Origin of the sequence: Microbacterium sp. UBA1612, from assembly GCF_002321605.1 — a bacterium.
Lineage (GTDB): Bacteria > Actinomycetota > Actinomycetes > Actinomycetales > Microbacteriaceae > Microbacterium > Microbacterium luteum.
In genome coordinates this window covers 147,490-170,827 of sequence record NZ_DCMW01000034.1, presented here as the reverse complement: position 1 = coordinate 170,827, position 23,338 = coordinate 147,490, and the positions used below count along the sequence as shown (strand labels likewise).

The 23,338-nt window shown below is 70.0% G+C and carries 21 protein-coding genes and 1 pseudogene; 3 read left to right on the top strand and 19 right to left on the bottom strand.

The window, feature by feature from the left end:
* From B3S45_RS12875 to prmC, 9 genes and pseudogenes are all read right to left on the bottom strand, one after another.
* Positions 1-887 (bottom strand): annotated as a pseudogene (locus B3S45_RS12875) (F0F1 ATP synthase subunit alpha); the annotation flags it as partial.
* A gap of 73 nt (positions 888-960) precedes the next feature.
* The gene (locus tag B3S45_RS12870; protein ID WP_286721068.1) at positions 961-1,752 is read right to left on the bottom strand and encodes a F0F1 ATP synthase subunit delta; all 792 of its coding nucleotides are present in this window, start codon (positions 1,750-1,752) and stop codon (positions 961-963) included.
* Positions 1,752-2,303, bottom strand: coding sequence for a F0F1 ATP synthase subunit B (locus B3S45_RS12865; RefSeq protein ID WP_194383432.1), 552 nt, complete (start codon positions 2,301-2,303; stop codon positions 1,752-1,754). Before B3S45_RS12865 ends, B3S45_RS12870 begins: the two co-directional genes overlap by 1 nt.
* A gap of 28 nt (positions 2,304-2,331) precedes the next feature.
* Positions 2,332-2,568, bottom strand: a complete 237-nt coding sequence (gene atpE / locus B3S45_RS12860; RefSeq protein ID WP_071045310.1) for a F0F1 ATP synthase subunit C — start codon at positions 2,566-2,568, stop codon at positions 2,332-2,334.
* Positions 2,569-2,614: 46 nt separating this feature from the next.
* A complete protein-coding gene (atpB, locus tag B3S45_RS12855; protein WP_228481101.1) occupies positions 2,615-3,427 on the bottom strand; it encodes a F0F1 ATP synthase subunit A in 813 nt (270 codons plus the stop codon).
* A gap of 105 nt (positions 3,428-3,532) precedes the next feature.
* Positions 3,533-4,030, bottom strand: coding sequence for a hypothetical protein (locus B3S45_RS12850; RefSeq protein WP_286721065.1), 498 nt, complete (start codon positions 4,028-4,030; stop codon positions 3,533-3,535).
* Positions 4,027-5,178 carry an MraY family glycosyltransferase gene (locus B3S45_RS12845; protein ID WP_194383434.1) on the bottom strand — a complete coding sequence of 384 codons (1,152 nt, stop codon included), beginning with the start codon at positions 5,176-5,178 and terminating at the stop codon, positions 4,027-4,029. Before B3S45_RS12845 ends, B3S45_RS12850 begins: the two co-directional genes overlap by 4 nt.
* Positions 5,175-5,888: an L-threonylcarbamoyladenylate synthase gene (locus tag B3S45_RS12840; protein WP_194383435.1), complete on the bottom strand. Its 714-nt coding sequence runs from the start codon at positions 5,886-5,888 to the stop codon at positions 5,175-5,177. Before B3S45_RS12840 ends, B3S45_RS12845 begins: the two co-directional genes overlap by 4 nt.
* Before the next feature lie 59 nt (positions 5,889-5,947).
* Entirely contained in the window at positions 5,948-6,826 is an 879-nt protein-coding gene (gene prmC, locus B3S45_RS12835; RefSeq protein WP_286721061.1) for a peptide chain release factor N(5)-glutamine methyltransferase, read from the bottom strand.
* Between the two features lie 138 nt (positions 6,827-6,964).
* Between prmC and cysK the strand changes: the two genes are divergently transcribed.
* The gene (gene cysK, locus B3S45_RS12830) at positions 6,965-7,903 is read left to right on the top strand and encodes a cysteine synthase A (protein ID WP_286721059.1); all 939 of its coding nucleotides are present in this window, start codon (positions 6,965-6,967) and stop codon (positions 7,901-7,903) included.
* Between the two features lie 4 nt (positions 7,904-7,907).
* Complete coding sequence (gene epsC, locus B3S45_RS12825) at positions 7,908-8,477, top strand: serine O-acetyltransferase EpsC (protein WP_083336586.1); 570 nt, start codon at positions 7,908-7,910, stop codon at positions 8,475-8,477.
* A gap of 196 nt (positions 8,478-8,673) precedes the next feature.
* Here epsC and prfA read toward each other — a convergent pair whose 3' ends face one another.
* From prfA to B3S45_RS12775, 10 genes are all read right to left on the bottom strand, one after another.
* A complete protein-coding gene (gene prfA / locus B3S45_RS12820; RefSeq protein ID WP_071045317.1) occupies positions 8,674-9,753 on the bottom strand; it encodes a peptide chain release factor 1 in 1,080 nt (359 codons plus the stop codon).
* 15 nt (positions 9,754-9,768) lie between these two features.
* The gene (rho, locus tag B3S45_RS12815; RefSeq protein ID WP_286721056.1) at positions 9,769-11,820 is read right to left on the bottom strand and encodes a transcription termination factor Rho; all 2,052 of its coding nucleotides are present in this window, start codon (positions 11,818-11,820) and stop codon (positions 9,769-9,771) included.
* A gap of 158 nt (positions 11,821-11,978) precedes the next feature.
* Positions 11,979-12,923 (bottom strand): homoserine kinase, encoded by a 945-nt coding sequence (gene thrB / locus B3S45_RS12810; protein WP_194383439.1) that lies wholly within the window; start codon positions 12,921-12,923, stop codon positions 11,979-11,981.
* Positions 12,920-14,005 (bottom strand): threonine synthase, encoded by a 1,086-nt coding sequence (gene thrC / locus B3S45_RS12805; RefSeq protein ID WP_194383440.1) that lies wholly within the window; start codon positions 14,003-14,005, stop codon positions 12,920-12,922. The genes thrB and thrC overlap by 4 nt, the downstream gene beginning before the upstream one ends.
* A 1-nt stretch (position 14,006) precedes the next feature.
* Complete coding sequence (locus B3S45_RS12800) at positions 14,007-15,362, bottom strand: homoserine dehydrogenase (RefSeq protein WP_194383441.1); 1,356 nt, start codon at positions 15,360-15,362, stop codon at positions 14,007-14,009.
* Positions 15,359-16,768 carry a diaminopimelate decarboxylase gene (lysA, locus tag B3S45_RS12795; protein ID WP_194383442.1) on the bottom strand — a complete coding sequence of 470 codons (1,410 nt, stop codon included), beginning with the start codon at positions 16,766-16,768 and terminating at the stop codon, positions 15,359-15,361. The genes B3S45_RS12800 and lysA overlap by 4 nt, the downstream gene beginning before the upstream one ends.
* Before the next feature lie 225 nt (positions 16,769-16,993).
* A complete protein-coding gene (locus B3S45_RS12790) occupies positions 16,994-17,818 on the bottom strand; it encodes an LmeA family phospholipid-binding protein (protein ID WP_286721052.1) in 825 nt (274 codons plus the stop codon).
* A 4-nt stretch (positions 17,819-17,822) separates the two neighbouring features.
* On the bottom strand, positions 17,823-19,484 hold the full coding sequence (locus B3S45_RS12785; protein WP_286721050.1) for an arginine--tRNA ligase: 1,662 nt from the start codon (positions 19,482-19,484) through the stop codon (positions 17,823-17,825).
* A 40-nt stretch (positions 19,485-19,524) separates the two neighbouring features.
* Positions 19,525-20,334 carry a transglutaminase-like domain-containing protein gene (locus B3S45_RS12780; protein ID WP_286721049.1) on the bottom strand — a complete coding sequence of 270 codons (810 nt, stop codon included), beginning with the start codon at positions 20,332-20,334 and terminating at the stop codon, positions 19,525-19,527.
* A 49-nt stretch (positions 20,335-20,383) separates the two neighbouring features.
* Positions 20,384-22,393: a BCCT family transporter gene (locus B3S45_RS12775; protein WP_286721047.1), complete on the bottom strand. Its 2,010-nt coding sequence runs from the start codon at positions 22,391-22,393 to the stop codon at positions 20,384-20,386.
* Positions 22,394-22,528: 135 nt separating this feature from the next.
* Between B3S45_RS12775 and B3S45_RS12770 the strand changes: the two genes are divergently transcribed.
* Complete coding sequence (locus tag B3S45_RS12770; RefSeq protein WP_071045326.1) at positions 22,529-23,326, top strand: SGNH/GDSL hydrolase family protein; 798 nt, start codon at positions 22,529-22,531, stop codon at positions 23,324-23,326.
* The last annotated feature ends 12 nt before the right edge of the window (positions 23,327-23,338 follow it).

The window sequence follows — 23,338 nt, the reverse complement described above, 5'->3', positions numbered from 1 at the left end:
TCGCGGCCCGGCGGGCGGCGCAGCAGCAGCGACACGGCGCGGTACGCCTCGGCCTGCTTCGACAGGTCGTCGAAGATGATGAGGACGTGCTTGCCGTCGTACATCCAGTGCTGACCGATGGCCGAGCCGGTGTACGGAGCGAGGTACTTGAAGCCGGCGGGGTCCGACGCGGGTGCGGCGACGATGGTGGTGTACTCCATCGCACCGGCGTCCTCGAGAGCGCCCTTCACCGAAGCGATGGTCGAGCCCTTCTGACCGATGGCGACGTAGATGCAGCGCACCTGCTTGGTCGGGTCGCCCGACTCCCAGTTGGCCTTCTGGTTGATGATCGTGTCGATCGCGATGGCCGTCTTGCCGGTCTGGCGGTCGCCGATGATCAGCTGGCGCTGGCCGCGGCCGATCGGGATCATCGCGTCGATCGCCTTGATGCCGGTCTGCATCGGCTCGTGCACGCTCTTGCGCTGCATGACGCCGGGAGCCTGCAGCTCGAGCGCGCGGCGCCCGATCGAGGCGATGTCGCCGAGTCCGTCGATCGCGTTGCCGAGCGGGTCGACCACGCGGCCGAGGTAGCCGTCGCCGACGGGCACCGAGAGCACCTCGCCGGTGCGCGTGACCTGCTGGCCGGCTTCGATGCCGGCGAAGTCGCCGAGCACGACGACACCGATCTCGTGCTCGTCGAGGTTCAGGGCGAGACCCTGCGTGCCGTCCTCGAACACGACCAGTTCGTTGGCCATGACGCCGGGCAGGCCCTCGACGTGGGCGATGCCGTCCGCGGCGTCCACGACGGTGCCGACCTCCGTCGCCGCGGCCCCGGTGGGCTCGTAGGCGGCGACGAAGTCCTTCAGCGCGTCACGGATGACGTCGGGGCTGATAGAGAGTTCTGCCATTGTCTTCCCTTTGTACTCACTACTTCTGTGTGGGGCCGTGGCCCGAAGCCTCCGCCTTGCGGCGGGAAGTCTGTTAGCCGGCCAGTCGCTGCCGGAGTTCGGCCAGGCGCGTGGACACGCTGGCGTCGATGACGTCGTTCGCGATCTGCACCCGCACGCCGCCGATGACCGCGGGGTCCACGACGGTGTTGATCGCGACCTCGGTGCCGTACCGCTTCGACAGCGTCGCCGACAGGCGCTGGACCTGGGCGTCGCTGAGCGGCGCGGCCGAGGAGACCGTCGCGACCGTGCGGCCGCGCTGGTCGGCGACCACGCGCATCGCGTTGGCCACGAGCTGTCGCACGCGGCGCTCCCGCGGCTGCTGCACGAGCGAGGAGACGATCAGCCGTGCTGCCTCGCTCGAGCGTCCGGTCAGCAGCGTGTCGACGAGGGCACCCTTGGCGGATGCGTCGCCGAGTCGGCTGCCGAGCGCCAGTTCGAGCTCCGGGTTCTCCGCCACCGTCCGCGTGAAGCGGAAGAGCTCGTCTTCGACCGGCGCGGCCGGCTCTGCGACGGCTGCGGCACGGATTGCGAGCTCTTCGAGCCCGTCGACCATGTCGGAGGCCGACGACCAGCGCTCGGAGACCGCTGCGGTCAGCAGCGACACCGAGACCGGGCGGAGCGCCGCGCCGAACACGTCGGCGACGACCTTCGCCCGCGGGGCCGGTGCCGCTGCGGAGTCGGCCAGCGCGCCGCTCAGTGCGGAGGTGTCGCCGACCGACCGAGCCGCGGCGAACAGCTCGCGCGCGACGTCGATGTCGACGCCGGACGCGGAGCCGAGCGCCGCGGTGGTGCCCGCGAGCGCCTGAGTGGTCGCGCTGCCCATTACTGCGCCGCCTTCTCGGCCTCGAGGTCGGCGAGGAAGCGGTCGACGACGGCCTGAGCCTTCGCGTCGTCGGACAGCGTCTCTCCGATCACGCCGCCGGCGAGATCGAGCGCGAGCGTGCCGACCTCTCCGCGCAGCGACACGAGCGCCGCCTGGCGCTCCGCCTCGATCTGCGAGTGCGCCGACGCGGTGATGCGCGCCGCCTCGCTCGCTGCGGAGTCCTTCGCCTCGGCGACGATCTTCTTGCCGTCCTCACGGGCGGCGTCGCGGATCTCACCGGCTTCCTTGCGGGCGTCGGCGAGTGCAGCGGTGTACTCCTGCAGCGCGGCCTCGGCCTTGCGCTGCGCCTCGTCGGCCTTGGCGATGTTGCCCTCGATCGCGGTCGAGCGCTCGTCGAGCAGCTTGTTCATCCGCGGCAGCACGACGCGCCAGAAGATGAAGAGGATGACGACGAAGCACACCGCCGACCAGGTGATGTCGTAGATCGCGGGGATCAGCGGGCTCGGCGTCTCGCCTTCTTCCGCGGCGAGTGTGACAAGAAGCTCTTGCATCCTGTCTCCTTACGTGTGCGGGGTCTGCTTAGAAGCCGAAGATGAAGCCGGTGGCGATACCGATGAAGGCGAGCGCCTCGGTGAAGGCGATACCGATGAACATCAGGACCTGCAGGCGACCGGCGAGCTCGGGCTGACGAGCCACGCCCTCGATGGTCTTGCCGACGACGATGCCCACGCCGATGGCGGGACCGATGGCGGCCAGGCCGTAACCGACGCTCGCGATGGAGCCCGTCACCTGGGCGAGAACCGTAGTTGCGTCCACGGGGGTGTTTCCTTTCGGTTGGGTGGGACGGCGTGTGCCGGCCCGCTCAGTGCTCTTCCGCAACCGCGAGCTGGATGTAGACCGCGGTGAGGATGGTGAAGACGTACGCCTGGAGGAAAGCCACCAGGAGTTCGAACAGGGTGAAGACGAAGCCGAAGGCGAGCGTGCCCGCGCCGAGCACGGTCCACAGGCCTCCGAGGGTGAAGACGAAGTACTGCGTGGCGGAGAAGAACAGCACCAGCATCAGGTGCCCGACGATCATGTTCATCAGCAGACGCAGGGTGAGCGTGACCGGGCGGATGATGAACGTCGAGAGGAACTCGAGCGGGATGATGATGATGTACAGCGGCCACGGCACGCCGGAGGGCATGAGGGAGTTCTTGAAGAAGTTGCCCGGGCTCTTGCGGATGCCGGCGTAGATGAAGGTCACGTAGGCGATGACGGCGAGCAGGAGCGGAACGGCGATGACGCTCGTGCCGGCGATGTTGATGCCGGGGATGATGCCCGTCAGGTTCATGAACAGGATCATGAAGAACATCGTCGTGAGGATCGGCAGGAAGCGCTGGCCGTCCTTCTTGCCCAGCAGGTCCTCGGCGATGTTGACGCGGACGAAGTCCAGCGCCATCTCGATGACGCTCTGGAAGCGGCCGGGGACGAGCTTCAGCCGCCGGGTTCCGACGAGGAACAGGATCACCAGGACGGCGGTCGCGAGGAACTGCGCCAGGTTGATGCGGGTGATCTCGAAGGCGGTGCCCTCGAAGAAGATCGCCGGAGGGAAGAAGTCCGCGATCGACGGCGGGTGGAATTCGTCGTCAGTGGACGTGGCGGTGGCGATCAGTGTCGCAGCTTGAGTGATCAGCGCTGGCTCCAGCTTCGGGGCGACGGTGGGTACCGTAGCGACGATGGTCGGTGAGAGTCATCCGCGAGCTGCTCACGAAGAGAGCGCGGGCGCGGAACAACACTATCAAACTCGGGGCGCCCCCGAGTCCGCGTCCGAATCGGGCCCGCCGCGGTCGTCCGCACCCGGCAACGACACATCGCTCACGTGCGGGATGCGCATCTTCAGCAGAACCACGACGTCGACGGCGAGAGAGGCCATGACGCTCACGACGAGAGCGACGAAGAACACCGCGGGCGCGACCCATGCCTGATCGCGCAGCACGAGCAGCGCCACGATGAACAGGACGAGCTTGAGGAGCCATCCGCCGAGCACGATGCCGAAGAAGACCGGCACGTAGAGCGGGTCGCCGTACCACCGGTTGGCGATGAGGATGCTCGCGGCGGTGATGCCGAGGAAGACCGCGGCGATCAGCACACCGGCCAGCCCGCTCCAGAAGCCTTCGGTTCCGGCCACCAGGAAGCCGATCACGGCGGCTGCGATCGCCAGAACGGCGGTGACGGCTCCGGACCACACCAGCGCCGTGCGCAGGATCGGAGTGCTCGAGACGGGATGAGGGCTCATACGGCTTCCTTCGGGCTGATGGCGGAGCGACGGGAGGGCAGGAGGGTGACGACGAGGCACGCGACGACGCCGACGGCGCCGAACACGACGCCGAGCAGGTAGTCTCCCGGCCACTCCTGCGCGGTGCCGATGTACATCAGGAGGAAGGCGAGGCTCACGACCGCCGTCCACGCGTAGAAGATCAGGACGGCGTCGCGATCGCTGTGACCCATGTCGAGCATGCGGTGATGGAGGTGCTTGCGATCGGGAGAGAACGGGCTCTTGCCCGCTCCCATGCGGCGGATCACCGCCAGGCCGAAATCGAGCAGAGGCAGGATCACCACGACGATCGGCAGCAGGATCGGGATGAATGCACCGAGCAGCTGCGAGCGGCCGAACACGTCGTTGTCGCCGATGATCGCCGGATCCAGCTGTCCCGTGATCGCGATCGCCGAGGTCGCCATCAGCAGACCGAGCATGAGCGCGCCGGAATCGCCCATGAACATCTTCGCGGGATTCCAATTCAGGGGGAGGAAGCCGATGCAGGCGCCCACCAGGACGGCCGCGATGAACGAGGCGAGGTTGAAGTAGCTGCTGGCGCCGGTGTCGCGCACGAGCAGGTAGGAGTACGCGAAGAACACGCCGTTGGCGATGAGGCACACTCCGGCCACGAGCCCGTCGAGCCCGTCGATGAAGTTCACGGCGTTCATGACGACGACGATCGCGAACACGGTGATGGTGAAGCTCACCCACCCCGACCAGAGGGAGATCCCGCCGATGGGGAGCGCATAGATCTGCAACTCGCCGAACCACGCGATGATTCCGGCGGCGACGAACTGCGCGCCGAGCTTGATCATCCAGTCGAGATCCCACAGGTCGTCGGCGACGCCCACGAGCACGATGAGGGCGGTCGCGGCCAGGATCGCGTAGACCGGGCGCGGATCGGCCCAGAAGATCTGGAAGAACGGATGCTGCGACGACACGAGGAACGCCGTGACGACTCCGAGGAACATCGCGATGCCCCCGAGGCGCGGCGTGGGCGTCTTGTGGACGTCGCGCTCGCGGATGCCGGGGTACAGCTTGAAGCGGAGGCTGAGTCGCCACACCGCCCACGACAGGGCGAGGGTGACGGCGGCGGTGAGCAGGACCGTGAACAGGTACTGCTTCACGAGTCGCCGCCGGAAACGGGTCCGGGCGCCTCCTCGACCTGAGACTCGTCGGGCTCGAGGAGGTCGCCGAGCACGTCGCGCAGACGCTCCCGGGAGATCGCCCCCTCCCGCAGCACGCGCACCACGGGCTCGGGACCGACGACCAGCGAGGTCGCGTCGACGATCGTGGAGGCGACCCCGGTCGCGCTCGGGCCGTCGTCGAGGTACGTGGAGACACTGTCGCCGAGCATCGCCATGGCGTCGAGCACCGCCACCGCGGCCGGCCTGCCGGTGAGGTTGGCGCTGGAGACCGCCAGCGGTCCCGTCTCCTCGAGCAGCTCGAGGGTGAGCCGATGATCGGGCATCCGGACCGCCACGGTGCCGTGGGTGTCGCCGAGGTCCCACGACAGCGACGGCTGCGCGGGAAGCACGATGGTCAGCCCGCCCGGCCAGAACTCCGCCACGAGCCGTTCGACGGCCTCCGGGACCTCCGACACGAGCGCGCGGAGCGTGTCCACTCCCCCGACCAGCACCGGCGGCGGCGACTGCCGGCCGCGGCCCTTCGCCTCCAGCAGACGCTGCACGGCGGACGCCGAGAACGCGTCGGCGGCGATGCCGTACACGGTGTCGGTGGGGACGACGATCAGATCGCCTCGGCCGATGGCCTGGCGCGCCCGGCGCATGCCGGCCAGGAGCTCGGACTCGTTCCGGCAGTCGAAGAGGGAGGACATGACGACATGATTCTAGGCGCAACTCCTGCGCACTCCCCACGGCCGGGGGCATCCACCGATCAGGGTCGGACGGCAGTGGTGGCGCGGTCGCGCATGGTCAGGTCCGGGTGGGTCGCGGCCGCACGCCAGCCATCGTTTTCCAAGACGGCGCGGATCGCCTCCCCCTGCCATTCACCGTGCTCGAGGACGATCGTGCCGCCCGGGTGCGCCAGCCGCAGGCCGACCCGGCTGATCACCCGGATGACGTCGAGTCCGTCGGGACCTCCGTACAGCGCCGCGGCGGGATCGTGATGGCGCACCTCCGGGTCTCGCGGGATCGCGTCGTCAGGCACGTACGGCGGGTTGGAGGCGACCACGGACACGGTGCCGTCGAGCTCGTGGAAGGCGTCGGCGAGATCGATGAACGCCACGCTCGCGTTGTCGCCTCCCCACCGGGCGAAGTTCTCCTTCGCCCACACGAACGCGTCGACGGAGTTCTCCGCGGCGTGCACCCGGGCGTGCGGCACCTCCGTCGCCATGGCGAGCGCGAGGGCGCCGCTGCCGGTGCCGAGATCGACCGCGATCGGCTCGGGGGCCGCGGCCGCCCGCAGGGCGTCGATGGCGAGCTGCGCGACGATCTCCGTCTCCGGTCGCGGCACGAAGACCCCGGGTCCGACGCTCAGCTCGAGGGAGCGGAACGGGGCGACGCCGGTGAGATGCTGCAGGGGAACGCGGGTCGCGCGCCGTTCGACGAGGTCCGCGAAGTCATCCGCCTGCGCGCTCGTGAGGCCGTCACCGCGGAACGCGGCCGCCTGCACTCCCCCGCGAGAGAGCGCGAGCACGTGACCGAGGAGCAACTCCGCGTCGACGATCGCGTCGATGACGCCGGCGCGCTCCAGTCGCGAGGAGGCGTGGCGGAGCGCCTCGGACACCGGGGCGGATGCGTCGGAGGAGGGCATGACCTGTACAGCTTAGGCGGGCGCGCGATGCCGCCGCGGCGACGGCGGGCGCGGTTGCGACATAATCGCGCCGTCGGGTTTCGCCTCGCCTAGGCTCGGACTGTTCCCCTCGAACCCGTCGACAGCGAAAGGCACGCAATGCCCGGCATCCACTCCGACATCACCTCCGCCTTCGGTGACACCCCTCTCGTCCGGCTGAACCGGGTGGCCGAGGGCACCGAGGCCAACATCCTGGCCAAGCTCGAGTTCTACAACCCCGCCTCCAGCGTCAAGGACCGCCTCGGTGTCGCCATCGTCGATGCCGCCGAGGCCTCGGGCGACCTGACCGCCGGCGGCACGATCGTCGAGGCCACCAGCGGCAACACCGGGATCGCCCTGGCGATGGTCGGCGCGGCGCGCGGCTACAAGGTGGTGCTCACGATGCCCGCCTCGATGTCGAAGGAGCGCCGCATGCTGCTGAAGGCCTTCGGCGCCGAGCTCGTGCTCACCGACCCGGCCAAGGGCATGAAGGGCGCGGTCGAGGAGGCCGAGGCGGTCGCGGCGAAGACCCCCGGCGCCATCCTCGCCAAGCAGTTCGCCAATGAGGCGAACCCGGCGATCCACCGCAGGACCACGGCGGAGGAGATCCTGCGCGACACCGACGGCGCGGTCGACTACTTCGTCGCCGGCATCGGCACCGGCGGCACCATCACCGGCGTCGGCCAGGTGCTCAAGGAGAAGGTGCCCGGCGCGAAGGTCATCGCCGTCGAGCCCAAGGACTCGCCGCTGCTGACCGAGGGCACTCCGGGGCCGCACAAGATCCAGGGCATCGGCCCGAACTTCGTTCCGGCCATCCTCGACCGCGACGTCATCGACGAGGTCATCGACGTCGAGCTCGACGACGCGCTGCGACTGGCGCGCGAGACCGCGGCGAAGGACGGCATCCTCGTCGGCATGTCCAGCGGCGCCGCAATCTGGGCAGCCCTGCAGGTCGCCGCACGCCCGGAGGCGGCGGGCAAGAACATCGTCGTGATCATCCCCTCGTTCGGCGAGCGGTACCTGTCGACCCCGCTGTATGCCGACCTCGTGGAGGACTGAGCGGATGGGCCTGTGGTCCGACGTTCGCGACGACCTCGCCGCCGCGAAGCTGCGCGACCCGGCCGCGCGCTCGGCGGTCGAGATCGCGCTGCTGTACCCCGGACTCCACGCCGTGTGGGGCCACCGGGTCTGGCATGCCCTGTGGACGCGACGTTTCCGCTTCGTCGCGCGCGCGGGATCGCAGCTGACCCGATGGCTCACCGGCATCGAGATCCACCCCGGCGCGAGCATCGGACGCCGGTTCTTCATCGACCACGGCATGGGGGTCGTCGTCGGCGAGACGGCCGAGGTCGGCGATGACGTCATGCTCTACCACGGCGTCACGCTGGGTGGACGTCAGCGCAACGGCGGCAAGCGCCATCCGACTCTGGAAGACGGCGTCGCCGTCGGTGCCGGTGCGAAGATCCTCGGTCCCATCACGATCGGCGCGGGAAGCGTCGTCGGAGCCAACGCGGTGGTCACCAAGAGCGCACCGGCCGACAGCATCCTCGTGGGTGTGCCCGCCAAGCCCCGCCCGAGGACGGCCGACGTCGACACCCGCGCTCTCCTCGCCGCTCCCGAGTACGTGATCTGAGCCTCCGCCGCTCCCGGTGGCGTGTCTCCGCCGTTCACAACTCCTCACTTCCGGGCCGATAGGCCGGGCGAGCGACGCCGCACGGCGCCGTCACGCCCGGATTCGAGGAGTTGTGAACCGCATCCGGGCGGCAGGTCCGGGCCCTGAGGAGTTGTGGACCGGCTCCCGGCCGGCAGGTCCGGCCGTCAGGCGTGTCTCAGGAGTCGCCGGCGAGTGACGCCAGACGCGCCTCCTCGTCGGCCGTGATCGCGGATTCGATCACCGGCTCGAGGGCACCGTCCATGACGTGGTCGAGGTTGTAGGCCTTGTACCCCGTGCGGTGGTCGGCGATGCGGTTCTCGGGGAAGTTGTAGGTGCGGATGCGCTCGGAACGGTCCATCCCGCGGATCTGCGACTTGCGCGCGTCGGCCGCCTGAGCATCGCGCTCCTCCTGCTGACGGGCGAGCAGCCGTGCCCGCAGCACGCGCATCCCCGCCTCGCGGTTCTGCAGCTGCGACTTCTCGTTCTGCATCGACACGACGATCCCGGTCGGCACGTGCGTGATCCGCACGGCGGAGTCCGTCGTGTTCACCGACTGTCCGCCCGGACCCGACGACCGGTAGACGTCGATCTTGAGATCGTTCGGGTTGATCTCGACCTCGTCGGGCTCGTCGACTTCGGGGAACACCAGCACGCCGGTCGTCGAGGTGTGGATGCGCCCCTGCGACTCCGTCGCCGGGACACGCTGCACGCGGTGCACTCCGCCCTCGTACTTCAGGTGCGCCCACACACCCTGCGCCGGGTCGGAAGACGCCCCCTTGATCGCGACCTGCACGTTCTTGTAGCCACCGAGGTCGGATTCGTCCCGCTCCAGCAGCTCGGTCTTCCAGCCCTTCGATGCGGCGTACTGCAGGTACATGCGCAGCAGGTCCGCGGCGAACAGGGCACTCTCGGCGCCGCCCTCCCCCGCCTTGATCTCCATGATCACGTCACGGGCATCGTCGGGGTCGCGAGGGATCAGCAGGCGCCGCAGCTTCTCCTGCAGCCGGGCGCGCTCCTCCTCGAGGGCCGGCACCTCCGCGGCGAAGGCATCGTCCTCCCGCGCGAGTTCGCGCGCCGCTTCGAGGTCGTCGCCCGAGGCCGTCCACGCCTCGTAGGCGCGCACGATGCGCGACAACTCGGCATACCGACGGTTCACGCGCTTCGCGCGCGCCGCATCCGCGTGCACCGCCGGATCCGACAGCTCGCGCTCGACGTCGCGGTACTCCTCGATCAGCCCCTGGACGGACTCGAACACGCCGACCTCCGCGGGTCAGCGGATGCTGTTGTCGGATCCGTGCGCGCCGTTGCCCCCGTGGGCGGGCGCGGGGATCGACTTCTGCATCTGCACGAGGAACTCGACGTTCGACTGGGTCTCCTTGAGCTTGCCCAGCACGACCTCGAGCGCCTGCTGGGGTTCCAGCCCCGCGAGGGCCCGCCGCAGCTTCCAGGTGATCTTGACCTCGTCGTTCGACAGGAGCATCTCCTCGCGGCGCGTGCTCGACGCGTTGACGTCGACGGCGGGGAAGATCCGCTTGTCGGCCAGCTGACGGTTCAGGCGCAGCTCGCTGTTTCCGGTTCCCTTGAACTCCTCGAAGATGACGTCGTCCATCTTGGAGCCGGTCTCGACGAGGGCCGTCGCGAGGATCGTGAGCGACCCGCCGTTCTCGATGTTGCGCGCCGCGCCGAAGAAGCGCTTGGGCGGGTAGAGCGCCGAGGCGTCCACTCCGCCGGTGAGCACCCGGCCCGACGTCGGCGCCGAGATGTTGTAGGCGCGCCCGAGACGGGTGATCGAGTCCAGCAGCACGACGACGTCGCGACCCAGCTCGACAAGGCGCTTCGCGCGCTCGATCGCGAGCTCGGCCACCGTGGTGTGGTCCTCGGCGGGACGGTCGAAGGTCGACGCGATGACCTCGCCCTTGACCGTGCGCTGCATGTCGGTGACCTCTTCGGGGCGCTCGTCGACCAGCACCACCATGAGGTGGACCTCGGGGTTGTTGTGCGCGATCGCGTTCGCGATCTGCTGCAGCACGATCGTCTTGCCGGCCTTGGGCGGCGCGACGATGAGACCGCGCTGCCCCTTGCCGATGGGCGCGACGAGGTCGATGATGCGCTGGGTCAGCTTCTCGGGGGCCGTCTCCAGGCGCAGACGCTCCTGCGGGTAGAGCGGCGTGAGCTTGCCGAACTCGACCCGGTCGGCGGCGTCGTCGACCGACAGCCCGTTGACCGCGTCGACCTTCACCAGCGCGTTGTACTTCTGCCGGCTCGACTGCTCGCCCTCGCGCGGCTGCTTGATGGCGCCCACGACGGCGTCGCCCTTGCGCAGGTTGTACTTCTTGACCTGGCCGAGCGAGACGTAGACGTCGCTCGAGCCGGGGAGGTAGCCGGTGGTGCGGACGAACGCGTAGTTGTCGAGCACATCGAGGATGCCCGCGACCGGGATGAGGACGTCGTCCTCGCTGATCTCGGTCTCGAACTCGTCGCCGCCGTTCTGACCGCGGCGCTTGTTGCGCTGCCGGCCACGACCGGAGCCCTGGCCGTCGTCGTCGCCGTCGTTCTGCGCGTTCTGGCCGCTGTTCTGCGAGCCGGAGTTCTGATTCTGTCCCTGGTTCGCGTTCCGGTTCCGGTTGCGGTTGCGGTTGCGGCTGCGACCGCGGCCCGAGGACTCGCCGTCCGAGCCGTCCTGCCCGTTCCCGCCCTCGTTGTCGCTCTTGGTCTGACCGGCGCCGGCGTCGTCGTTCGTCGTCGCGTCGCTCTTGCCGCCCGTGTCGCCGTCGCTCTCGGCGGCGGACTTCTGGGCTGCCTCGGTGGGCGCTGAGCCGCCCTTCGACGCGTCATCGGCCTTCGCGTCGTCGCCCTTCGGCTGCGAGCCTGTCGACTCGGAGCCCTCGGTCGACCCGGACTCTTCGGCGTCGGCCGAGGCCGCCTTGCCGCGTCCCTTGCGGGCGCGTGCCGGCTTCTTGGCCGGCTTCTCCGGGGTGTCGGACGAGGCATCCGCGTCTCCGGCGGCCGGCGAGCCCCCCGTGGAGGCAGGAGCCGCATCGTCGGACGGCGTCGGTGCTGCGTCCGGGGCGGCCTCGGCAGCCGCGGAGTCGTCGGAGGCCGGAGCGTCGGTGCTCTTCGCGCGACGCGGAGTGCGCTTGCGCGGTGCCCGGGCGGGCTTCTCGGCCGGCGCGTCGCCGGCCTGCTCCCCCGCCGTCTCTGACGCCGCAGCGTTCTCGGCCGCAGCCGGAGCAGTATCGGCCGGAGCCGACGCGGTGGATGCCGACGAGGTGTCGGCGGACGCCTCTGCGGCGTCGGTGTGGATCTCGGAGATGGACTCCACGAGTTCTCCCTTGTGAACGATTGGAATGCGCGACCGCACGCGCGCAGAGAAGGTCCCCGGCTTCCCCCGAAGGATCGGGTGCCGCGTGCCGATTCAGAGAGCCGGCAACGTACCGGGGGCTGTGCGGTGATTTCGCAGAAATGCGACGGAGGCCAGATTCACGATGACGTGGAACCCTCCGCGTTGTTCCTCACTGTACCACCCTTGAAATCCACGGCGAGCATCCGCGCATCCCACGGGGTGTCGACCGCGTCGGCTGCCAGGGCCGCCGCCTCGAGCCGCCGGCCCGGACCGTCGGCGAGCACGAGCACGCTGGGCCCGGCTCCCGACACGACGGCGGCGAAGCCGTCCGCGCGGAGCGCGCGCACCAGTCGATCGGTCTCGGGCATCGCCTGGGCACGGTAGTTCTGGTGCAGCTTGTCCTCGGTGGCCGCCAGCAGCAGTTCGGGGCTCTGCGTGAGCGCGGCGATGAGGAGGGCGGAGCGCGAGACGTTGAAGACGGCGTCCTCGCGCGGCACCTGCAGGGGCTGCAGACTCCTGGCCACGCTCGTGGACATCGTGAATTCCGGCACGAGCACGAGAGGTGCGACCCCGCGGTGCACGAGGAGCTTCTTGTGCTCGGGGACCCCCTCGTCCATCCACGCGATGGTGAGGCCGCCGAAGAGCGCGGGGGCGACGTTGTCGGGGTGCCCCTCCAGCTCGGTCGCGAGGCGCAGCAGCGTGTTCTCGCCGATCTCGACGTCTCCGGTGAGAAGGCCCTTCGCCGCCAGCAGCCCCGCGACGACAGCGGCACCGGAGGATCCCATCCCCCGGCCGTGCGGGATGACGTTCCGGGCCCGCAGGCGCACGCCGGGCATCCGTCGCCCCATGGCCTCGTACGCGTAGCGCATCGAGCGGATGACGAGGTGGGACTCGTCGCGGGGCACTTCGGCTCCACCCTCGCCCTCGACCTCGATCTCGATCGCGTCGGTGTCGAGCTGGTCCACCACGAGTTCGTCGTACACGCTCAGCGCGAGGCCGAGCGTGTCGAAGCCGGGACCCAGGTTGGCACTGGTCGCCGGCACGCGCACCACGACGGAGCGCGACCCGTCGGGTGTGGTCACGCCGAGGCCTCCGGCACGAGATCCAGCACCGAGGCGACCTCGGACGTGGTCGCGTCGACGACGGTGGGCTCCACCTGCGTGCCGTCGGCGTTGCGGAGGGCCCACTGCGGGTCCTTCAGGCCGTGGCCGGTGACCGTGAGCACGACGCGCGACCCCGCGGGTACGACACCCTGGTCGACACGGTCCAGCAGCCCGGCCACGCTGATCGCCGAGGCCGGCTCGACGAAGATGCCCACCTCGCCCGCCAGCAGCTTCTGTGCGGCGAGGATGCGGTCGTCGTCGATCGCGCCGAACCAGCCGTCGGTCGCCTCCCGCGCCTCGAGGGCGAGATCCCACGACGCGGGGTTGCCGATGCGGATGGCGCTGGCGATCGTATCGGGGTTCTTCACGACCTCGCCGCGGACGAGGGGCGCGCTGCCGGCCGCCTGGAAGCCGAACATGCGCGGCACGCGTGTGGCGGCGCCGCGCTCGGCCTCTTCGCGGTAGCCGCGGGAGTAGGCGGTGTAGTTGCCGGCGTTGCCGACGGGGATGAAGTGGAAGTCGGGCGCGTCGCCGAGCGTCTCGACGATCTCGTAGGCCGCGGTCTTCTGACCCTCGATGCGATCGGGATTGACGCTGTTGACCAGGTGCACCGGGTAGTGGTCGGCGAGCTCCCGCGCGATCTCGAGGCAGTCGTCGAAGTTGCCGCGGATCTGGATGAGGCGGCCGTTGTGCGCGACGGCCTGGCTGAGCTTGCCCATGGCGATCTTGCCCTCGGGCACCAGCACCGCCGCGGTGATGCCGGCGTGCGCGGCGTACGCGGCCGCGGACGCCGACGTGTTGCCGGTGGACGCGCAGATGACGGCCTTCGCGCCGTGCTCGACGGCGCGCGAGAGCGCGACGGTCATCCCGCGGTCCTTGAAGGAGCCGGTCGGGTTCATGCCCTCGTACTTCACCCAGACGTCGGTGCCGGTGCGGCGCGACAGCGCCGGGGCGGGCAGCAGCGGCGTTCCGCCCTCGCCGAGGGTGACCACGGTCGAGGCGTCGGTGACGCCGAGCCGGTCGGCATACTCGCGGAGGACTCCGCGCCAGACGTGTGCCATCTCAGTCTCCTTCCACGCGCAGCACCGAGACCACGCGTTCGACGACCCCGCTCGAGGCGAGACGCTCGACGGTCTCGCTGAGGTCTTGTTCTCGTGCCGTGTGCGTGCCGATGACCAGCCGCGCCGTGCCGGTCTCGCGGTACGCCGCCTCACCGGTGGGGACCACGGCGGTGTCGCCGTCGCCGGCCGGCGTCTGCTCGACCGTCGCGATCGACACGCGCCCGTCGCTGAGCAGGCCCGCGACCGTGGCGAGCACGCCGGGCTGGTCGTTCACCTCGAGGGTGATCTGGTAGCGGGTGGTCATCTGGCCGATGGGCACCACCGGCAGGTTCGCACGGGTGGACTCGCCGACGCCGACGCCCCCGGCGATGTGGCGCCGCGCCGCGGAGACGACGTCGCCGAGCACCGCGGACGCGGTCTGCACGCCGCCGGCCCCGGCGCCGTAGAACATGAGGTTCCCGGCGGCTTCGGCCTGCACGAAGACAGCGTTGTTGGCTCCGTGCACGCTCGCCAGCGGGTGCTCCCGGTCGACGAGGGCCGGATACACGCGCACCGAGATGGCGTCGCCGCCGTCCTCGGCGCCGCCGACGAGCCGCTCGCACACCGCCAGCAGCTTGATCACGAAGCCGGCGCTGCGCGCGGCATCCATCATCTGCTTGTCGATGTGGGTGATGCCCTCGCGGTGCACAGCGTCCAGCGGGACGGCGGTGTGGAAGGCCAGGCTCGCGAGGATCGCGGCCTTCTGTGCGGCGTCGTAGCCCTCGACGTCGGCGGTCGGATCCGCCTCGGCGTAGCCCAGCCGCTGAGCGTCGGCGAGCACATCGGCGAAGTCGGCGCCCTCGCGGTCCATCCGGTCGAGGATGTAGTTCGTCGTGCCGTTGACGATGCCCATGATGCGCTGCACGCGGTCACCGGCGAGGGAGTCGCGCAGCGGCCGGATGATGGGGATCGCCCCCGCCGCGGCGGCTTCGTAGTAGACCGAGGCTCCCACCTGATCGGCTGCGTCGAACAGCTCGGGACCGTGGGTGGCCAGCAGCGCCTTGTTCGCCGTGACGACGTCTGCGCCGGCATTGATCGCGGCCAGCAGCTGCGTGCGCGCCGGCTCGATGCCGCCCATCAGCTCGATGACGATGTCGGATCCGACCAGCAGGGGCTCCGGATCGGTCGTCAGCAGCTCACGGGGCAGCTCGGTGTCGCGCGGGGCGTCGGGGTCGCGCACGGCGATCCCGACCAGCTCGATGCGTGCACCGGCGCGGTCGGCGAGCTCGTCGCCGTGCTGACGCAGCAGCGCGGCGACCTGCGATCCGACGGCTCCGGCGCCCAGCAGCGCCACCCTCAATCGGCGGTAATCGGTCATTCGTTCCCTTCCGTAGTGGCCACCGGCATGCCGGCGTCTCGGGCGAGGAGGTCGTCGATGGTCTCGCCGCGCACGATCACTCGCGCAGCGCCGTCGCCGACGGCGATCACGGGAGGGCGCGGAACGTAGTTGTAGGTGCTCGACAGCGAGAAGCAGTAGGCGCCGGTGGCGGGCACGGCGAGCAGGTCTCCGGCGGTCACGTCCCCGGGCAGCCACTCGGCGTCGACGACGATGTCGCCCGCTTCGCAGTGCTTGCCGACCACACGCGCGAGCGCCGGGGCGGCGTCGCTGCGACGCGAGGCGAGGCGTGCGGAGTAGGCGGCGCCGTACAGGGCCGGACGGGCGTTGTCGCTCATGCCGCCGTCGACGCTCACGTAGACCCGCTCCAGGTCGTCACCGACCGCCACCGGCTTGACGGTTCCCACCTCGTACAGGGTGACGCCGGCGCGGCCGACGATCGCGCGGCCCGGTTCGAAGGCGAGGGGCGGGACGGGGATGCCCCGGTCGGCGCACTGCTCGGCGACGGCCGCGATGATCTCGTCCGCGAGATCCGCGATGGGCGTGGGCTCGTCGGCGTCGGTGTAGGCGATGCCGAATCCGCCGCCGAGGTTCACGGTGAGCTCCTCGCCGTCGCGCAGCAGTCGTGCGTGCAGGCCGATGACGCGGGAGGCGGACTCTGCGAAACCGGCGGCTCCGAAGATCTGCGAGCCGATATGGCAGTGAAGCCCCGTGAAGCGAAGGGACGGCAGCTCACGGATGCGCCCGACGGCGGCTTCGGCGGCGGACAGGGTGAAACCGAACTTCTGGTCCTCGTGCGCGGTGGCGAGGAAGTCATGCGTCTCGGCGTGAACGCCGCTGTTGACGCGCACGGCCACGTTCTGCACGACGCCATGCCCCGCCGCGATCGACGCGAGGCGCTCGATCTCGATTCCGCTGTCGACGACGACGGTTCCGACGCCCGCGGTCACGGCGCGGGTGAGTTCGATCTCGGACTTGTTGTTGCCGTGCAGTCCCAGCCGTGCCGGGTCGGTGCCGGCCGCCAGCGCGACGGCGAGCTCTCCGCCGGTGGCGACGTCGACGTTCAGCCCCTCGGCCGTCACCCAGCGCACCGCCTCGGTGCACAGGAAGGCCTTGCCCGCGTAGTACACCGTGGCGCGCGTGCCGTGGCGCACGGCGGCCGCATCGAACGCCTCCCGCACCTCGCGGGCGCGGTTGCGCACGGCGATCTCGTCGATCACGTACAGCGGCGTGCCGAAGCGGTGTCGAAGATCGGCGACCGGAACGCCACCGAGGGTGAGGGAGCCGTCTTCGGCTCGCCGGGCGTCCGGCGGCCACACCTTCTCGGACAGCGCGTTCACGTCGGCCGGGACGACGGGTGCGGTGGTCGGGTCAGGCGTGGCGGACACGGGTGAAGAGCCAATCGGTGGTTCGGGGAATGCGCCGGCGCCGGATCGGGCGGCCAGGGCGACGTCGATGCTTGCAGTTTAGGGCACGGCCCGGCCTCGCCCCGTCGTGTGACGATCCGCCGCGCGCCCACCCGCTCGCGTGCCCAATGCAGCGAGAAACACGTCACGGCGCGAGACATCGCGCGTTGCGGTGTGTCTCGCGCCGGATGGTGTTTCTCGGATGCGTCAGCTGCAGGTACCCGGCTCCTGCAGCGACGCGTCGGAGATGATGGCGCCGTCGACCGCGGCGTCGGCGACGATCCGGTCTCCGACGACGGCGATCTCCTCGAGTGCGACGCCCGCCGGCAGATACTCGGCGACGCAGATCGTCCAGTCCTGCAGCACCGCCGAGGCGATGAGACCGAACTGGTTCCGCACCTGGTCGGCGGTGAGCTCGGCCCCGGCGACCTCGATCCCCGCCGGCGCGAGCACGATCGCACCCTCCTCCGCGGAGGGCGTCAGGCTGACCGCGACGGGGATCTCGAGCCCGAACACGTCGAACACGGTGTCCAGGCGCACGTTCGGTTCGTCCAGGGTCACCTCCGCATCCGGGAAGCCTTCGAGACCGCTGAGCAGACCGGCGACCTGCGCGCCGTCGAGGACCAGCTCCGCGTCGATCGCTCCGGCCGGATCGTCGCCGCGCACGGGCACGTCTTCGGCGACCACGACGACATCCCCCGACAGCGGCCCCAGGGAGAGGTCGTCGCCGGAGATCGTGAGCTCATCGAGCGTGCCGGAGATCAGCTGCGGCAGCACGAAGCCCGCGACGCCGACCTCGATCGCCTGATCGGCGGGCACATCCAGCGCCTCGGCGACCTGAGCGCGAACGGTGCGGGTCACCGCCTCGCGAGCGATCCACTCCCCCGCGATGGCGGCAGCGACCGCGAGCACGAGGACGACGGCGAGCGAGACGATCCACGGCCAGAACCGGCGACGGCGGCGGACGGGCGGCTCGCCCGTCGTCATCCCCTCCGGCAGCGGCTCGGTGGGCTGGGTGTCGCCGGAGGCCATGTCGTCACATCCGTTCCGGCGCGCTCACGCCGAGGAGGTCGAGGCCGTTGCGCAGCACCTGCCCGGTCGCGTCGTTCAGCCACAGTCGGGTGCGGTGCAGGTCGCCGACGGGATCGTCGCCGAGGGGGATCACACGGCACGTGTCGTACCACCGGTGGTACAGGCCGGCGAGTTCTTCGAGATATCGCGCGATGCGATGCGGCTCGCGCACCTCGGCGGCGAATGCGACCAGGCGCGGGAACTCCTGCAGGGCGCCCAGGAGCGCGCTCTCGGTCTCGTGCTCGAGAAGCTCCGGCGCGAACGCGGACCGATCCACGCCCGATGCGTGCGCATTCCGGGAGACGTTATGGGTACGGGCGTGCGCATACTGCACGTAGAAGACCGGGTTGTCGTTGGTGCGCCGCTGCAGGATCTCGGGATCGAGCGTCAGCGGCGAGTCGGCGGGGTATCTGGCCAGCGAGTACCGCAGGGCGTCGGTGCCGAGCCAGTCGCGCAGGTCGTCGAGCTCGATGATGTTGCCCGCGCGCTTGCTGAGCTTGGCACCGTTGACCGACACCAGCTGTCCGATCAGCACCTCGATGTCCGTCTCCGGATCGTCGCCCGCCGCGCCCGCGAGCGCCTTGAGGCGATGGACGTAGCCGTGGTGGTCTGCTCCGAGCAGATAGATCTTGTGCGCGAAGCCGCGGTCGCCCTTGTTCAGGTAGTAGGCCGCGTCGGCCGCGAAGTAGGTGTACTCGCCGTTGGATCGCCGGATGACGCGGTCCTTGTCGTCACCGAAGTCCGTGGTGCGCACCCAGACGGCGTCATCCTCGTCGAACACGTGGCCCTGTTCGCGCAGCCGGTCGACGGCTTCGTCGACGAGGCTCGGCGCCCCGTCGTCGCCGCGGGCGTGCAGGACGCGCTCGGAGAACCAGACGTCGAAGTGCACGTTGAACTTCTCCAGCGACGACTGCAGCTCGCCCAGCTGGAAGCGGTACGCGGTGTCGCGGGCGATGCCCTCGGCGTCGCCGGCTTCGAGCAGGTCGGGATGCTCGACGAGCACGCGACGCGCCAGCTCCGCGATGTACGCCCCGGCGTATCCGTCCTCGGGTGTCGGCTCGCCCTTCGCCGCGGCCAGCACCGACCGCCCGAACCGGTCCATCTGGGCGCCGGCGTCGTTGATGTAGAACTCGCGGGCGAGGGTGGCGCCGCTGGCCAGCAGCAGGCGCGCGATCGCGTCGCCGAGCGCCGCCCATCGCGTGTGGCCGATGTGCATCGGGCCCGTGGGGTTCGCGCTGACGAACTCGAGGTTGATGGTGTTGCCGCGCTGGGTGTCGTTCGACCCGAACGCGGCACCCGCATCGACGATCGTCTTGGCGAGGGCGCCGGCGGCCGCGGCGTCGAGCCGGATGTTGATGAAGCCGGGGCCGGCCACCTCGACGCTCGCGATCCCGTCGACCTCGCGCAGCCGCTCCGCGATCGCCGCGGCGAGGTCGCGCGGCGGCATCCCGAATCTCTTCGCGAGCTTCAGCGCGGCGTTGGATGCCCAGTCGCCGTGGTCGCGGTTGCGCGGGCGCTCGAGCGGGAAGTCGGCGACGCCCAGGCCCTCGACATCGCCGCCCTGTCGCTCCTGCGCGAGGGGAGCGACGACGGACAGCAGTGCGGCGGAGAGGGCTTCAGGATCCATAGGGTCTCCATCCTACGATTCCGCCGTCCCGAGACCGGTGTCAGCCCAGGTGCACCGGCGTCAGGAAGTCGTCCGGCGCACCCAGCGCGGGGACCGGGTCGAGGTTCCAGGCGTCGACGTGCAGACGCGAGAGCCCGACGTTGCCGCCGTGGAAGCTGAGGAACGCGCAGTCGGCGGCATCCCGCCCCGTGGCGATGCGCACCAGGGAGCGCCGGTCCGCGAGGCGAGTCGCGTCGATGACGTACCAGAGACCGTCGTGGTATGCCTCGGCGACCGCGTGGAAATCCATCGGCTCCAGCCCCGGCGCGAAGCACGCCGCATAGCGGGCGGGCATGTCCATCGCGCGCAGGAGGGCGATGACGACGTGCGCGTAGTCGCGGCAGACGCCCTGGCCGGTCATGAGAGTCGTGACGGCGGAGTCGGTGCCCTGGCTGAGTCCCGGCGTGTAGGTGGTGCTGGCGGCGACGAAATCGGCGACGGCGCCGATGAGCTCCAGCCCCGCCAGCCCGCGGAACTGCCGGCGTGCCTGGGAGAAGACCTCGTCGGACTGGCAGTAGCGGCTCGGACGCAGGTAGCTGATGGTCTCGATGTCGCTCGTCGAGCGCGAGGAGACGCCCGCATCGATCGTCGCGTCGTAGCGCACCTCGAGGCGTCCCGCCTCGCCGGTGAGTCGATGCAGGCGGCTGCCGACGTGGTCGACGATCTCGGTCGGCGTGTACACCCGATCGCCCTGCGTGAAGGTCAGATCCTCGCTGATCACGGGCACTCCCTGCGCGGCGGTGATCTGCAGGATCAGGTCGACGGAGGACCCGAGTTCGAGGTCGAGTTCGGCGGTCACCTGGCGTTGCACCGGAGTATCCTCGCACGTCGCGAAGACACCCCGGTGCGATCCGGGCGACTCAGTCCTCGGACGCCTCCTCGCGCGCACGGCGGTGCGCACGGCGATCCTCATTCACCGTCAGCGCGTTGTCCCCCGACGCGGCGTGATCGGGCCGGTCGGGGCCCTTGTGCTGGATGTGGCCGGGATCGAGCGTGCGCCGGACGTCCTCGGCGGTCACGGTGCCGATCGGACCGGTCGCCGCCTCGACGTACCACTCCGTCAGCGCCGGATCCTCGGAGTCGAGCCACGCGCCCGCGCCGTCTCCGGCGGGCACCTCGCTGGTGCCGAACACGAAGTCGTCGCCGTGGTCGGCGATGCCCTTCCGCACACCCTCCTGGATCGCCGCCCGCGCGTACTTCCCTCGCAGGACGTAGGGATCGGTGCGCAGGTCCTTCGCCCACGCGATCATGATGCCGATCACGACGAACGAGAACGGGAGCGCCGAGACGACCATGATCGACTGCAGGCCCGACAGGGCATCCTGACCGCCCGCGAGCAGCAGCGACGCCGCCACGAGCGCGAGAAGGGAACCCCACAGGATGGTGACCCACGACGACGGCTCGGGACGGCCGTGCTGCGACATCGACCCCATGACGATCGAGGCGGAGTCGGCGGAGGTCACGAAGAAGATCACGATCGAGACCATCGCGAGAACGCTGGTGATCAGGCCGAACGGCAGTTCGTTCAGCATGCCGAAGAGCACCTCTTCGCCACCGGCGGCGTCGCCGAGCGGCACGCCCGAGGCTTGCTGGAACATCGACGTGCCGCCGAAGATGACGAACCACGTGAGGCAGACCGCCGACGGCACGATGATCACGACGGTCACGAACTCACGAAGGGTGCGGCCGCGGGAGATCTTCGCGATGAACATCCCGACGAAGGGCGTCCACGAGACCCACCACGCCCAGTAGTAAGTGGTCCAGCTCGACATGAAGGCGGCGGCGTCCTCGCCGTCATTGGCGCTGCGCGAGAGCATCACGCCGAGTTCGTCGAAGAACTCGACGGCGGCGGCCGGCAGGAAGTTCAACAGGAACACCGTTGGCCCCACGATGAAGACGAACACCGCGAGCAGGCCGGCAAGCACCATGTTGATGTTCGACAGCAGCCGGATGCCGCGCTTGATGCCCGAGACGGCAGAGATGATGAACAGTGCCGCGAGGATCGCGATGGCGCTGATGAGGAATGTGTTTCCCACCGGGCCGATGCCGGTGACGACCTCGAATCCGCGGCCGATCTGGAGCACCCCGATGCCGAGGGAGATGGCCGTGCCGAAGAGCGTCACGATGATGGCGAAGACGTCGATGGTCGCCCCGAGGGGGCCCGCCGTGCGCTTGCCGAAGATGGGCTCGAAGATCGCGGAGATGAGGGGCGCGCGGCCACGCCGGTAGGCGCTGTAGGCGATCGCGCCGCCGACGAGGGCGTAGAACGCCCAAGCGATCGGACCCCAGTGGAGCATCGCCTGCGCCATCGCCGTCTTCATCGCCGCAGCCGACTCGGGGGCCACGTCGAACCCGCTGGGCGGGTCGAGGAAGAACAGGAGCGGCTCGTACGGCCCGTAGAACAGCAGCCCGATCCCGATGCCGGCGGAGAAGAGCATCGCGATCCACGAGGTCGTGGAGAACTCCGGCTGCTCGTCGTCGGATCCGAGTCGCACGCCGCCGCTGCGGCCGTAGCCCACGACGAGCATGTAGAGGATGACGACGATCGCCAGGGCGGAGAAGAGCCATCCGAAGTTGGTGCTCACCCAGCCGAGCGCGGCGCCGCCGACCGTGCTGATGCTCTCGGGCGCGGCGAAGGCCCAGGTGATCACGCCGACGGCGACGACGGCGGCGAAGATGAAGACGCCCCAGTTCATGGGGAACACGCGCCCCGTCTTCTCGACGCCGATGCCCGGAATGAGGGCGGGGTGCACGAGGCCGGGGGTCGTCACCTCGTCGATGACGCGCTTCACCCCGTCGACCCTGCCCCCTTTCGACGTGCCGCGTGCGGGCGGATCGTCGTGGCTGCCGTTGTTCGTGGGACTGGTCATGTCGATCGGTCTCCCGGGTCATGCGCACGCGACCCGGCGGCCGCATCGACGCTGTGTGCCAGCCACGTTAGCGAGATCCGAGCGCGTTTTCGGCCGAAGCAGCGGATTGGACGCGGACCCGTTTACCCTCTATGTATGCGCGCGAGCGACCCGACGCCCCAGCGCCGTCTTCCCCTGACGGTGCTCGCGGTCGCGCTGGCGGTGATGCTCGTCTCGCTCGTCGCCGCGTGGCGCCCGTGGGGCACCGTTTCCTCGGTCGAGGCCTCGGAGGAAGGGGCCGCCGGCGCCGCCACCGCGCTCGCGCCTCTGACGATCCCGGACTCCCCCACCGTGCTGATCTTCGGCGATTCGTGGGTCTACGGCTCCGCCGCCGAGGTGCCGACGCTCGGCTTCGCGTACGTCGTCGCCGACGCCCTCGGCTGGCAGGCGACCGTCGACGGCGTGCGCGGCAGCGGGTACCTCAAGGCAGGGATCGACGGGCCCGACTACGGCACGCGCATCGCGGACCTGGATCCTGCCCTCGACCCCGACCTGATCATCGTCGAGGGATCGATCAACGATCGTCGCCTCTACCCTGACGGATACCGCGACGCGGTCACGACGGCCTGGGAGACGCTGGCGAGCACCTACCCCGAGGCTTCCGTGGTCGTGCTCGGGCCGGCCCCGCAGGTGCTTCCCGTCGAGGAGGCCACAGCCGCGATCGACGCCGACCTGGCCGACCTCGCAGCCATGCGCGGCTGGTGGTACGTCTCCCCGATCGCGGAGGGCTGGATCCAGCCCGCGAATTACTTCGACGTCATCGACACCGGTGTGGGAAACGACCATCCCTCCACCGCCGGTCACGCCTACCTCGCCGAACGGCTCGCCGCCTCCCTCGCAACCCTGTCGACCCTGCCGGAGGTGTCGGCGGAGGCGCCCCTCGGAGGGTGGTAGTCTCGATCGGCA

Bases quoted from the DNA above. Each gene is read 5' to 3' on its own strand.
- B3S45_RS12800 (WP_194383441.1), bottom strand. From the start codon at position 15,362: ATGACCGATTACCGCCGATTGAGGGTGGCGCTGCTGGGCGCCGGAGCC.
- B3S45_RS12870 (WP_286721068.1), bottom strand. From the start codon at position 1,752: ATGGGCAGCGCGACCACTCAGGCGCTCGCGGGCACCACCGCGGCGCTC.
- B3S45_RS12775 (WP_286721047.1), bottom strand. From the start codon at position 22,393: ATGACCAGTCCCACGAACAACGGCAGCCACGACGATCCGCCCGCACGC.
- epsC (WP_083336586.1), top strand. From the start codon at position 7,908: ATGGGCCTGTGGTCCGACGTTCGCGACGACCTCGCCGCCGCGAAGCTG.
- B3S45_RS12790 (WP_286721052.1), bottom strand. From the start codon at position 17,818: ATGGCCTCCGGCGACACCCAGCCCACCGAGCCGCTGCCGGAGGGGATG.
- B3S45_RS12850 (WP_286721065.1), bottom strand. From the start codon at position 4,030: ATGAGCCCTCATCCCGTCTCGAGCACTCCGATCCTGCGCACGGCGCTG.
- thrC (WP_194383440.1), bottom strand. From the start codon at position 14,005: ATGGCACACGTCTGGCGCGGAGTCCTCCGCGAGTATGCCGACCGGCTC.
- B3S45_RS12865 (WP_194383432.1), bottom strand. From the start codon at position 2,303: ATGCAAGAGCTTCTTGTCACACTCGCCGCGGAAGAAGGCGAGACGCCG.
- B3S45_RS12785 (WP_286721050.1), bottom strand. From the start codon at position 19,484: ATGGATCCTGAAGCCCTCTCCGCCGCACTGCTGTCCGTCGTCGCTCCC.
- cysK (WP_286721059.1), top strand. From the start codon at position 6,965: ATGCCCGGCATCCACTCCGACATCACCTCCGCCTTCGGTGACACCCCT.
- B3S45_RS12770 (WP_071045326.1), top strand. From the start codon at position 22,529: ATGCGCGCGAGCGACCCGACGCCCCAGCGCCGTCTTCCCCTGACGGTG.
- prmC (WP_286721061.1), bottom strand. From the start codon at position 6,826: ATGCCCTCCTCCGACGCATCCGCCCCGGTGTCCGAGGCGCTCCGCCAC.
- B3S45_RS12840 (WP_194383435.1), bottom strand. From the start codon at position 5,888: ATGTCCTCCCTCTTCGACTGCCGGAACGAGTCCGAGCTCCTGGCCGGC.